Annotated in this window: 10 protein-coding genes and 1 tRNA gene; 9 read left to right on the forward strand and 2 right to left on the reverse strand. The window is 70.2% G+C overall.

The window, feature by feature from the left end; translation table 11 throughout:
- Positions 1–8: 8 nt before the first annotated feature.
- A tRNA-Lys gene (locus OC490_RS48495) sits at positions 9–82 on the forward strand.
- A 126-nt stretch (positions 83–208) separates the two neighbouring features.
- Here OC490_RS48495 and OC490_RS48500 read toward each other — a convergent pair.
- Positions 209–1,558, reverse strand: coding sequence for a M6 family metalloprotease domain-containing protein (locus OC490_RS48500; RefSeq protein ID WP_262064462.1), 1,350 nt, complete (start codon positions 1,556–1,558; stop codon positions 209–211).
- Positions 1,559–1,902: 344 nt separating this feature from the next.
- Between OC490_RS48500 and OC490_RS48505 the strand changes: the two genes are divergently transcribed.
- Positions 1,903–3,732: a putative bifunctional diguanylate cyclase/phosphodiesterase gene (locus tag OC490_RS48505; RefSeq protein WP_262064463.1), complete on the forward strand. Its 1,830-nt coding sequence runs from the start codon at positions 1,903–1,905 to the stop codon at positions 3,730–3,732.
- Here OC490_RS48505 and OC490_RS48510 read toward each other — a convergent pair.
- Positions 3,720–4,841 (reverse strand): LLM class flavin-dependent oxidoreductase, encoded by a 1,122-nt coding sequence (locus OC490_RS48510; RefSeq protein WP_262064464.1) that lies wholly within the window; start codon positions 4,839–4,841, stop codon positions 3,720–3,722. The genes OC490_RS48505 and OC490_RS48510 overlap by 13 nt on opposite strands.
- A 240-nt stretch (positions 4,842–5,081) precedes the next feature.
- Between OC490_RS48510 and OC490_RS48515 the strand changes: the two genes are divergently transcribed.
- The 7 genes from OC490_RS48515 to OC490_RS48545 all read left to right on the forward strand — a co-directional run bounded on the left by OC490_RS48515 (position 5,082) and on the right by OC490_RS48545 (position 11,513).
- Entirely contained in the window at positions 5,082–6,044 is a 963-nt protein-coding gene (locus tag OC490_RS48515; RefSeq protein ID WP_262064465.1) for a D-2-hydroxyacid dehydrogenase, read from the forward strand.
- Between the two features lie 22 nt (positions 6,045–6,066).
- Positions 6,067–7,449 carry an amidase gene (locus OC490_RS48520; RefSeq protein ID WP_262064466.1) on the forward strand — a complete coding sequence of 461 codons (1,383 nt, stop codon included), beginning with the start codon at positions 6,067–6,069 and terminating at the stop codon, positions 7,447–7,449.
- 29 nt (positions 7,450–7,478) lie between these two features.
- The gene (gene ehuB / locus OC490_RS48525; RefSeq protein ID WP_262064467.1) at positions 7,479–8,396 is read left to right on the forward strand and encodes an ectoine/hydroxyectoine ABC transporter substrate-binding protein EhuB; all 918 of its coding nucleotides are present in this window, start codon (positions 7,479–7,481) and stop codon (positions 8,394–8,396) included.
- On the forward strand, positions 8,393–9,100 hold the full coding sequence (ehuC, locus tag OC490_RS48530) for an ectoine/hydroxyectoine ABC transporter permease subunit EhuC (protein ID WP_262064468.1): 708 nt from the start codon (positions 8,393–8,395) through the stop codon (positions 9,098–9,100). Before ehuB ends, ehuC begins: the two co-directional genes overlap by 4 nt.
- On the forward strand, positions 9,097–9,747 hold the full coding sequence (ehuD, locus tag OC490_RS48535) for an ectoine/hydroxyectoine ABC transporter permease subunit EhuD (RefSeq protein ID WP_262064469.1): 651 nt from the start codon (positions 9,097–9,099) through the stop codon (positions 9,745–9,747). The genes ehuC and ehuD overlap by 4 nt, the downstream gene beginning before the upstream one ends.
- A gap of 10 nt (positions 9,748–9,757) precedes the next feature.
- Complete coding sequence (gene ehuA, locus OC490_RS48540) at positions 9,758–10,534, forward strand: ectoine/hydroxyectoine ABC transporter ATP-binding protein EhuA (protein WP_262064470.1); 777 nt, start codon at positions 9,758–9,760, stop codon at positions 10,532–10,534.
- Between the two features lie 220 nt (positions 10,535–10,754).
- The gene (locus tag OC490_RS48545) at positions 10,755–11,513 is read left to right on the forward strand and encodes an IclR family transcriptional regulator (RefSeq protein ID WP_262064471.1); all 759 of its coding nucleotides are present in this window, start codon (positions 10,755–10,757) and stop codon (positions 11,511–11,513) included.
- Positions 11,514–11,667: the final 154 nt, after the last annotated feature.

The following is an 11,667-nucleotide window of genomic DNA, read 5'->3' on the forward strand; positions in this document are numbered from 1 at the left end:
GTCAGCAGGCGCCGCTAGCTCAGTTGGTTAGAGCAGCTGACTCTTAATCAGCGGGTCCGGGGTTCGAGTCCCTGGCGGCGCACGCTAGCGATGGCGAGGCATGTTCGCGGAAAGCGCGAACGGCCTCGCCATCGTTGTTTCTGCGCGGCTTCGCCGCGCGTTGTGGGGGCTTCGCCACCCACACCCCCACGCCCGATGGTCCGGGTTTTCAGCTCGGGTCCCCCGGTGGCGTGATCGCCACCCTCCAGGCCCCCGAATCCGTCCGTCCCTCCACCGCCACCCGTACGTTGTCGCCGGGCACGGTGAACGTCTCGCCGAGGGCGATCGGGGCGTCGGCGAGGGGTGGGTAGACCGAGGTCTCCCAGCAGGCCTCGGTGCGGGGGTGGGCGTCGACGACCTCGATCGGGCCGTTTCCGGAGGCCGCGCCGTCGCGTACCCGGTAGACGAGGATGCCCTGTTTGCAGGCCGTGCTGTCGTTGCCGACGGGGCTGCGGGCCTCGAAGGCCAGCGCGCTGTCGGTGCCGGTCCGCACCACGGCCAGCTTGACGCCGAGGCCGAGCCCGAACGCGGGCGATCCGGCGTTGCCGGCCGTCGGGGGCTCGGCGGCCAGGGGTTCCAGGGTCAGCCGGGTCGCACCGGCCCCTCGTACGCACACGACCTGGCGCGGATCCAGCCAGCCCAGCTTCCACTTGTGCCAGGCGAACAGGTCGGGGGCCAGGCCGAATTGACTGCCCATCAGATCCCAGTCGCCGACATACGTGTCCCAGTCGCCCTTGCCGTCCACCGGCCGGTGGTAGAGGTCGGGCAGGTCGAAGACATGGCCGGTCTCGTGGGCGAGGACGAGCCGGTCCGGCGGGTGCTTCTCGAACACGGTGACGACCCGCCGGATGTCTGTGCCGTCGGCCCGCAGCGGGGCGTCCAGGTTGACGACCTTCGTCGCGTCCGAGTCCACCCCGGGCGCGTCCGGATCGGCCACGAAGTAGACGACGTCGTAGCGCGCGAAGTCGACCTGCGGGTCGGCGGCGGCGAGCGCGTCGCGGAGATACGCGGCGCGGTTCACCGGGTTCCAGTCACGTTGTATGGCGTACGACGTCGACGGCTTCGGCATGCGGATCCAGTTCCGCAGCGGGTGCGGGCGGAGCGTGAACCTGCCGTAGGAGGCGCGTTCGTAGAAGCGGGTGGTGGCCGGGAAGTGGTCGGCGGCCAGTTCGGCGGGGGTGGTCCGCGGGGTCGCGTCCGGGAAGGAGAGGAAGATCATCACCGCGTCGAGCGGGCGGACGGGGCGCGGGTAGGCGGCGTTCCAGGTGTCCAGGCCCTCGGAGTGGTGGGCGTCGGTGCGCTTGAGGGCGCAGGGGGTGGACGAGAAGGGCTCGGCGACCGACTGGCTGGACATGATGGAGGTCGCGGCGAGCGCGGACATCGTGGTGAACACGGCCGCGGTGCTGCGCAGTCGGGGGCGCGTCCGCCACTGACCGAGCCCCTTGAGCGCCGCACGGGAGAGCCCCTTGAGGGGGAGCTGACACGGCACGAGGACCTCCGGGAGCGGTTCGCGGGACACCGACACCCAGCCTGTGATGGTTTGTTGGGATACGCCCTGTTTATCTGCACCAGATGAGTGAGCGGGACGCCAGGGACGGCTGAGACACGCCCGGGCTGACATCCGGAAACACTCACGGAACGTCACATGTGGTCGGCCATTTGGCGAACCCGTCCAGGTGCGGGCGGAATCGATCTGCCGGAACGGGCCGTTGTTCCGGGACACTGGAGAGTGGCTGGAAGGGCCGGGGGCCAACCTCTATGATCGGCACACTTTCCTGCACGGACACGGCGCGGCGGCCTCCCACCCGGTCGGCCATCCCGACGAGACCCATCCGAAGATCGAGTGCACTGCGGGAGCGAGCGGTGAGCGGAACGTCCGAAGGGCCGGCACCCGCGGCAGACCTCATCCGGCCGGCCGTAACAGAGAGTAATGACGAGGCATCGCCTCGTGTCAGTCTTCCCGTGGACGGCCGGCTCGGGTCCGCCTTCTCCGCGTCCCCCCTCGCCATGGCCGTCGTGGATCGCAACGGGCTGGTGGTGAGCGCCAACGACATGTTCGGCGCGCTGCTCGGCAAGGGCGGTGCGGCGCTCGCCGGGCTGGTCGCGGCCGATCTGGTGGACCTGAGGTCGGACGCCCGTACCTGGCACGCCTATCGCGAGGTGCTGCGCGGCCGGCAGGCCAAGCTGAGCCGCACCCGCCGGGTCAAGCACCCCGACGGGCACTCCCTGTGGGTGCAGGTGACCGCGGCACCGCTGCCCGCCGCCGAGCACGGTGTGCTGCTGTCACTCACCGACATCAGCGACCGCCGTGAACTCCAGGCGCGGCTACGGCACTTGGAGATGCACGACCCGGTGACCCGGCTGCCCAACCGCACCCTGTTCTTCGAACGGCTGTCGGCCGCGCTGGAGGCGGAGTCGTACGAGCAGGGCGGCACCGGGCGGATCGGCCTGTGCTATCTGGACCTGGACGGCTTCAAGGCGGTCAACGACACCCTCGGCCACCGCGTCGGCGACCGGCTGCTGGCCGCCGTCGCGGAGCGGCTGACGCGGTGCGCGGACGAGGCGGGTCAGGCCCGGGCCACCGCCCCGCTGGTGGCGCGGCTCGGCGGTGACGAGTTCGCGCTGCTCGTCGAGGACTCGACCGGCACCGATCAACTGGCCGATCTCGCCGAGTCGGTGCTCAAGGCGCTGCAGGCGCCCTTCGACCTGTCCGGGCAGCGGCTGTCGCTGTCGGCGTCGATCGGGGTGGTGGAGCGGCAGGCGGCCGGTACGACGGCCACCGGTCTGATGCAGGCGGCGGACACCACGCTGTACTGGGCGAAGGCGGACGGCAAGTCCCGCTGGACGCTGTTCGATCCGGAGCGCAACGCGCACCGCATGACCCGCCAGGCGCTGGCCTCCACCCTCCGCCCGGCCATCGAGCGGGGTGAATTCACCCTGGAGTACCAGCCGTTGGTGGGCATGGAGAACGGACGGCTGCGCGGGGTCGAGGCGTTGGTCCGCTGGAACCACCCGCAGTTCGGCATGCTGACGCCGAATCGGTTCATCGGACTGGCCGAGGAGGACGGCTCGATCGTGCAGCTCGGCCGCTGGGTGCTGGTCACCGCCTGCCGCCAGGCCCGCCGTTGGCAGCTCGACCACCCGGACGAGCCGCCGATCTTCGTGAGCGTCAACGTGGCCGTACGTCAGGTGTGGGACTCGGACCTGGTGGCGGACGTGGCGGAGGTGCTGGCCGAGACCGGACTGGCCCCGCGTCTCCTCCAGTTGGAGCTGACCGAGTCCGCGGTGATGGGCTCGGCGGGGCGGCCCTTGCAGGCGCTCCAGGCGCTCAGCGACATGGGGGTGCGCATCGCCATCGACGACTTCGGCACGGGTTACTCGAACCTGGCGTACCTGAGCCGCCTGCCCGTCTCCGTCCTGAAGCTGGACGGGTCCTTCGTGCGGGGCTTCCAGTACGAGGGCGAGGGCGTCCCGCCGAACCCGGCCGACGAGGTCATCGTCGAGGCGATGATCCAACTCGCCCACCGGCTGGGCCTGTCGGTGACCGCCGAGTGCGTGGAGACCTCGGCGCAGGCCTCCCGGCTGCGCCGGATCGGCTGCGACACCGGACAGGGGTGGCTGTACTCCCGCCCGGTGGCGCCGGATCGTATCTCCGAGTTGCTGGGGACGAAGGCCTGCAATCAGGCTTCCTGACCGGCCGTCAACTCATAGGCGTCGGCGATCAGTTCGTACGAGCGCAGTCGCAGGTCGGCGTTGTGGGCGTGGGACGTGAGCATCAACTCGTCGGCGCCCGTGCGCTTTTGCAGGTCGTCGAGGCCGGTGCGGACCTCGTCGACCGTGCCGTGGATGACGTTGGCGTTCCAGGAGGTGATGAACTCCCGCTCCATGGGGCTGAATTCGTACGCCTCGGCCTCTTCCGGGGTGGGCACGAGCCCCGGGCGGCCGGTGCGCAGCCGGACCATGTTGAGGGCGGCGGCCAGCACCTGGCGGCGGGCCTCCTTCTCGTCGTCGGTGGCGAGGGCGGAGACACCGATCAGGGCGTACGGCGCGTCGAGCACCGCGCTCGGGCGGAAGGACTCGCGGTAGAGGTCGAGGGCCGGGACGGTGTTCTGCGCGGAGAAGTGGTGGGCGAAGGCGAAGGGCAGGCCGAGCATGCCGGCCAGGCGGGCGCTGAAGCCGGAGGAGCCGAGCAGCCAGATCGGGGGGCGGTGCGGGGACTGCACGCCACCGGGAGAGGTCGACTGGATCGGGCCCGGCACCGCGTGGATGCGGGCGTAGGGGTGGCCGTCCGGGAAGTCGTCGTCCAAGAAGCGGGTGAGTTCGGCGAGTTGCTCGGGGAAGTCGTCGGCACCTTCGTTGAGGCGCTCGGTCCGGCGCAGGGCTGCCGCGGTGGCGCCGTCGGTGCCGGGGGCGCGGCCGAGGCCGAGGTCGACGCGGTTCGGGGCCAGCGCCTCCAGGGTGCCGAACTGTTCCGCGATGACGAGCGGGGCGTGGTTCGGGAGCATGACGCCGCCCGAGCCGAGGCGGATGCGGTCCGTGTGGGCGGCGAGGTGGGCCAGGATCACGGCGGGCGAGGAGGAGGCGACGCCCGGCATCGAGTGGTGCTCGGCGACCCAGTAGCGGTGGAAGCCGCGCGATTCGGCGAGCTTCGCGATCCGCACGCTGGTGCGCAGCGCGTCGGTGGCGGTGCGGCCGGCGCCCACGGTCACCAGGTCCAGTACGGAGAGGGGGACGGGGGCGGTGCCCTGCGCCGTACCCCGGATCTCGTCGGTCGCGCTCCGGACCTCGTCGTCTGCCGCCACGGTGGGTGCCTCCTGTTGTGAGCTGTGCGGTGTCTGGTCGGACTAACAGGAGGCTGTCTCCGCTTTATTCCCGAGCGGTCCGCCGGACGGGGCGCGACACCGGCCTCACCGAGAGAGACAGGGTGACGACGGTCCGTACGGGCGTCCGTGTTGACGAAGGTGCGTTCGAGTGCGAGCGTGGGCAATCCGCGCATGTCAGACGGCCGCGCCCCGGTTGTCCTCCGCGAGAAACGGCTCCGCATGACCGCAACTCCCGCTGTCCCGCCCACCCTTCTCGTCCTGGACGCCGACCCGCTCCCCCGCCTCGGAAAGCTCACCGGCCGCGTGCGTGTGAAGCACGCCGACGCGTCGACACTCGCGGAACAACTGCCCTCCGCCGACGTCCTGTTGGTGTGGGACTTCGCCTCGCGCGCGGTGCGCTCCGCCTGGCCGGGCGAGGGTCCGCGACCGCGCTGGGTGCACACCGCCAGCGCCGGCGTGGACCACCTCATGTGCCCCGAACTCGCCGACTCCGACACGGTGGTGACGAACGCGCGCGGGATCTTCGACGATCCGATCGCCGAGTACGTCGCCGCCCTCGTCCTCGCGATGGCCAAGGACCTGCCGAGGACACTGGACCTCCAGCGCGAGCGGACCTGGCGGCACCGCGAGGCGCAGCGGGTGGCCGGGACCCGTGCCTGTGTGGTCGGCTCCGGGCCGATCGGGCGGGCAATCGTCCGCGTCCTCAAGGCACTTGGTGTGACGACCGCGCTCGTGGGCCGCACCCCGCGCACCGGGATCCACGGCCCCGGCGAACTCGACCGCCTGATGGCCCGCGCCGACTGGGTGATCTCCGCGGCCCCGCTCACCGACGAGACCCGGGGCATGTTCGACGCCCGCCGGTTCGGCTGTATGCAGCCCTCGGCGCGGTTCATCAACGTGGGACGCGGACAACTCGTCGTGGAGGACGCGCTCGCGGAGGCGCTCACCAAGCACTGGATCGCGGGCGCCGCGCTGGACGTCTTCGAGACCGAACCCCTCACCCCCGACAGCCCGTTGTGGCAGGTCCCGGGGCTGATCGTCTCCCCGCACATGAGCGGCGACACGGTCGGCTGGCGGGACGAACTCGGCACGCAGTTCGTGGAGTTGTACGAGCGCTGGGCGGCGGGCAAGCCGCTGCGGAACGTGGTCGACAAGAAGCGCGGGTACGTACCGGGTCACTGAACTCCCAAGCCTGGAGGGCCGGATGACGACCGAACTCACCGAGCTGACCGCCGTGGAACTCCTGGACGGCTACCGCAAACGGGAGTTCAGCCCCGTGGAGGCGACCCGCGCGACCCTCGACCGGGCGGAGGAGATCCAGCCCGTCGTGAACGCGTTCGTACGGCTGGACGCGGAGGACGCGTTGGCGCGGGCGGCCGAGTCGGCGGAGCGCTGGCGGCGCGGCGAGCCGGCCGGGCTGCTGGACGGGGTCCCGGTCACCGTGAAGGACATCCTGCTGCAGCGCGGCACCCCGACCCTGCGCGGCTCCAGGACCATTGCGGAGCAGGGCAGTTGGGACGAGGACGCGCCCTCCGTCGCCCGACTCCGCGAACACGGCGCGGTGTTCCTCGGCAAGACGACGACCCCGGAGTTCGGCTGGAAGGGCGTCACGGACTCCCCGCTGTCCGGCATCACCCGCAACCCGCACGACCCCTCGCGGACGGCAGGCGGTTCAAGTGGCGGCAGCGCGGCGGCCGTTGCCCTCGGCGCGGGCCCGTTGTCACTGGGCACGGACGGCGGCGGCAGCGTCCGTATCCCCGCGTCCTTCTGCGGGATCTTCGGCCTGAAGCCGACGTACGGCAGGGTGCCGCTGTACCCGGCGAGCGCGTTCGGCACGCTGTCGCACGTCGGCCCGATGACCAGGGACGCGGCGGACGCGGCGCTGCTGCTGGACGTGATCGGCGTACCGGACGCCCGCGACTGGTCGTGCCTGGACCGCTCGCCGGGATCTTTCACGGAGGCGCTCGCGCACGGCATACAGGGCCTGCGGATCGCGTACTCCCCGTCCCTCGGCGGCCAGGTCGCGGTCCGTCCGGCGGTCGCGGCGGCGGTGCGGCGGGGCGTGGAGCGGCTGGCCGCCCTCGGCGCGTACGTCGAGGAGACCGATCCCGACCTCACGGACCCGGTGGACGCCTTCCACACGCTGTGGTTCAGCGGGGCGGCCCGCGGCACCCAGAAACTCGCCCCGCGGCAGCGGAAGTTGCTCGACCCCGGACTGCGGGAGATCTGTGCGACGGGAGCGGGCATCTCCGCGCTGACCCACCTGGCGGCGGTGGACGTCCGCGCGGAACTCGGCCGCCGCATGGGCCTGTTCCACGAGCGCTACGACCTCCTCGTCACGCCGACCCTCCCGATCACCGCGTTCGAGGCCGGAGTCGAGGTCCCGAAGGGCTCCGGGTACCGCCGCTGGACGGGCTGGACCCCGTTCACGTACCCCTTCAACATGACCCAGCAGCCCGCCGCCACCGTCCCCGTGGGGAACGACGGGGACGGGCTGCCCATCGGGATGCAGATTGTGGCGGCCCGGTACCGGGACGACCTGGTGCTGCGGGCGGCGCACGCGCTGTTCGGAATCCGGGGCGCATAACCCGTTTGCGATCGGGTAGCCGCGCGCCCATGGCTCCACCACATGGGAAAGACAGACACACATCCGGCCACGCGCCGGGTCACACCCGTCGGGCACTGCTCGCCGGGGTGGCGGCGGCCGGTGCGCTGGGCGCGGCCGGCTGCAGCCGCGTGGCCACCGCGTCGGCCGCGGGCGGTGGCGATCTCCTCGACCGGCTGAAGGCGCAGGGCGTCGTACGGCTGGGCATAGCGGGTGAGATCCCGTTCGGGTACATCGACAGGGACGGTCAACTGACCGGTGAGGCACCGCAGTTGGCGAAAGCAATTTTCAAGCGGCTCGGCGTCGGCAAGGTGCAGCCCGTGCCCACCGAGTTCGGCTCGCTCATCCCGGGGCTGAACTCGCAGCAGTTCGACGTCGTGGCCGCCGGCATGTATGTGACCCCGGAGCGCTGTGAGCAGGTCATCTTCGCCGATCCGGACTACCAGGTGCTCGACTCCTTCGTGGTCCGCAAGGGCAACCCGAAGGGACTGCACACGTACAAGGACGTCGTGGCGAAGAAGGCCAGGTTCGCCACCGGCACCGGGTACGCGCAGATCCAGCACGCCGTCGACGCCGGGTACGAACAGGGCGACATCCTGATCGTCCCGGACCAGGTCGCCGGGCTGAACGCCGTAGAGGCAGGGCGTGTTGACGTCTTCGCCGGTACGGCGCTCACCACCCGTGCCGTCGTGCGGAAGTCGGCGAAGGCCGAGTCGACCCGGCCCTTCGCACCGCTCGTCGACGGGAAACCGCGGGTCGACGGGGGCGCGTTCGCGTTCCGCCCGACCGAGTCGAGGCTGCGCGACGCCTTCAACGTCGAGCTGCAACTGCTCAAGAAGAGCGGGGAGTTGTTCCGCATCCTGCGGCCCTTCGGGTTCACCGAGGCCGAGATGACCGACCTCACCGCGAAGGAGCTCTGTCGCGGATGACCTCAGGCCTTTGGGAACTCGTCCTCAAGGGGATCTGGACCACCGTCCAACTCCTCTTCCTCAGCGCGCTGTTGGCGACCGCCGTATCCTTCGTCGTCGGCGTGGCCCGCACCCACCGGCGGTGGATCGTCCGCTTCCTCGCCGGTTTCTACACCGAGGTGTTCCGCGGCACCTCCGCCCTCGTCATGATCTTCTGGGTGTTCTTCGTGCTGCCGGTCGCCTTCGGCTGGCAACTCGTCCCGCTGTGGGCGGGCACCCTCGCACTCGGGCTGACCTACGGGGCGTACGGCTCGGAGATCGTGCGCGGGGCGCTGGGCGCGGTCGACCCGGCTCAGCAGGAGGGCGGAGTCGCGCTCAGCTTCACACCCTGGCAGCGGATGCGGCTGATCCTGCTGCCGCAGGCGGTGCCGGAGATGATCCCGCCCTTCAACAACCTGCTGGTCGAACTGCTCAAGGGCACCGCCCTGGTGTCCGTCATGGGCATGGGCGATCTCACCTTCAGCGCCAACCTGGTACGGCTCGCGCTGCAGCAGAGCGCGGAGATCTACACGTACATCCTGCTGATCTACTTCGTGATCGCCTTCACCCTCACCCGGCTGATGCGCGGGCTGGAGAAGAAGCTGAGGGCCGGGATCGGCAAGGGGCCCGCGAGCAGCGAGTCCAAGGGCGGTCGGCCCGTGGGGGTCGGAGGTGGGGTCGCGTGAACTGGGACTGGAACGCCGTACACGACTTCATGCCGTACTTCTGGGACGGACTGGCCGTCAGTCTGCAGGCGCTGCTCCTGGGGTCGTTGATCTCGTTCGGGCTCGGGCTGGTGTGGGCGCTGCTGATGCGGACGCCAACTCGCTGGCTGCGCTGGCCGGTTGGGGTCGTCACCGAGTTCGTGCGGGACACCCCGCTCCTGGTGCAGCTGTTCTTCCTCTTCTATGTGCTGCCGGAGTGGGGGCTGACCTTCTCCGCGCTGACCACCGGTGTCCTCGCGATCGGGCTGCACTACTCGACGTACACGATGCAGGTCTACCGCGCCGGTATCGAGGCGGTGCCCGTCGGCCAGTGGGAGGCGGCGACCGCGCTGAACCTTCCGGTGCGCCGGACCTGGACGGCCGTGATCCTGCCGCAGGCGATCCGCCGGGTGGTCCCGGCCCTCGGCAACTACGTGATCGCGATGCTCAAGGACACCCCGATCCTGATGGTGATCACCGTGCTCGAACTGATGGGCCAGGCCCGGCTCTTCTCCCAGGAGCACTACCGGTTCACCGAGCCCATCACCGTGATCGGGGTCGCCTTCGTCCTCATCTCCTACCCCGCCTCTCTGCTGATCCGAGCCCTGGAGCGACGCCTTGTCCACTGACACGCCCCTGATGAACGATCCCGACGCAGGCGCCAACCCCCCGGTGGACGGCAGCGAGTTGATCCGCCTGGACCACGTCACGAAGCGCTTCGGGTCCAACACCGTGCTCGACGACCTCGACTTCTCCGTCGCGTCCGGCAGGCACGTCACCCTGATCGGCCCCTCGGGGTCGGGCAAGACCACGATCCTGCGACTGCTGATGACCCTGACCGAGCCGGACGAGGGGACGATCACCGTCGACGGGGAGCGGCTCTTCCCCGCGCCCGAGAAGCGGGTCCGCGAGATCCGCAAGAAGATCGGGATGGTGTTCCAGCAGTTCAACCTGTTCCCGAACATGACCGTACTGCGCAACATCACCGAGGCACCGGTCACCGTCCTGGGCCTGCCCAGGGACGAAGCGGATGCGCGCGCACTGGAGTTGCTGGACCTGGTCGGCCTCGCCGACAAGGCCGGCGCCCGCCCGACCCAGCTGTCCGGCGGCCAGCAGCAGCGGGTCGCGATCGCGCGGGCGCTGGCGATGCGCCCGCAGGTGCTGCTGCTCGACGAGGTGACCTCCGCACTGGACCCGGAGCTGGTCGCGGGCGTGCTCGACGTGCTGCGGGACATCGCCCGCACCACCGACATCACCATGCTCTGTGTGACCCACGAGATGAATTTCGCCCGGGACATCTCCGACCAGGTCCTGATGTTCGACGCGGGCAAGGTCATCGAATCGGGCCCGCCGGAGCGGATCTTCGGCGATCCGGAACACCGGCGGACCCGGGAATTTCTCGGCGCGATTCTTTGACGTTTGTTCAACTACGCCGAGTGAACAACCGAACACCCAAGGTCTACGCCACGTGGCATGCCGTAGGCATATGCCAAAGGTTCCGCGTCCCAGTTGGGAGGGCATGAGCAGGGACACAATCTCGCCAACAGCCGCTCCACATCAGCCGTTTGACAGCTATCGTGGAAGGGATTCGCTGTCCGGTATCACGGCCCAAAAAGCGAGCGCAGGGAGAAACACCGTGGCGCTGATGCACGAGCCGACCGCTCCCTACCACTCGGTACAGGACGCACTGCGCATCCTGGAGACCGTCGCGGGACACACCACCGGTGTCACGGACACCGAACTGGCCCGCCGCACCGGCCTCGGCGTCGAGCGCCTGACCATACTGCTGCGGACACTGCGCCGCGAGGGCTACGTCGAGCAGCTCACCGACGGCGCCTACGTCACCGGCGAGGCCCTGGGCCGGCTCGGCTCCGCGGCCGGCCGGGACCAGGCGGTGCGCGAACAGATCCAGCGGACCCTGGACCGGCTGCGCGATTCCCTCGGCGCGGCGGTCTACGTCAGCCGGTACGTCGACGGCGAGGTCACGATCACCCAGTACGCGGCCGGACCCACCACCCCCGCGGTCAACGAGTGGGTCGACTTCCGCTTCTCCGCGCACGCCACCGCGCTCGGCAAGAGCCTGCTGGGCCAGCTCGACCACAACGGCCGCCGCGACCATCTCTCCCGGCACAAGATGGCCCGCCTCACCTCGCGCACCATCACCAGCGACAAGCTGCTGCTCTCCCGCCTGGAGACCCAGCCGCCGACCGTCCCCCACCTCGACCTCCAGGAGTACGCGGTGGGCACGGTCTGCGCGGCCGTCCCGATCACGGCGGGCTCCTCGGTGGGCTGCCTGGCCCTGTCCCTCCCGGTCGAGCACGCCCACCGCCTCCGCCAGGCGGCGGACACCCTGAACCGCGAGGCGGGCCCGGTACTGCTGTCCCTGGCGATCTAGCGGCTGCTCCGGTGCTGGTTCGGAGCACCCCTCCGGACCAGGTAGTATTTTTCTCGTCGCCCTCCGCGAGACTCAGATCCAGCGGAAGGCGTGAGTCATGCGCCGCTAGCTCAGTTGGTTAGAGCAGCTGACTCTTAATCAGCGGGTCCGGGGT

This window comes from Streptomyces sp. STR69 (genome assembly GCF_024519455.1).
Classification (GTDB): Bacteria; Actinomycetota; Actinomycetes; order Streptomycetales; family Streptomycetaceae; genus Streptomyces.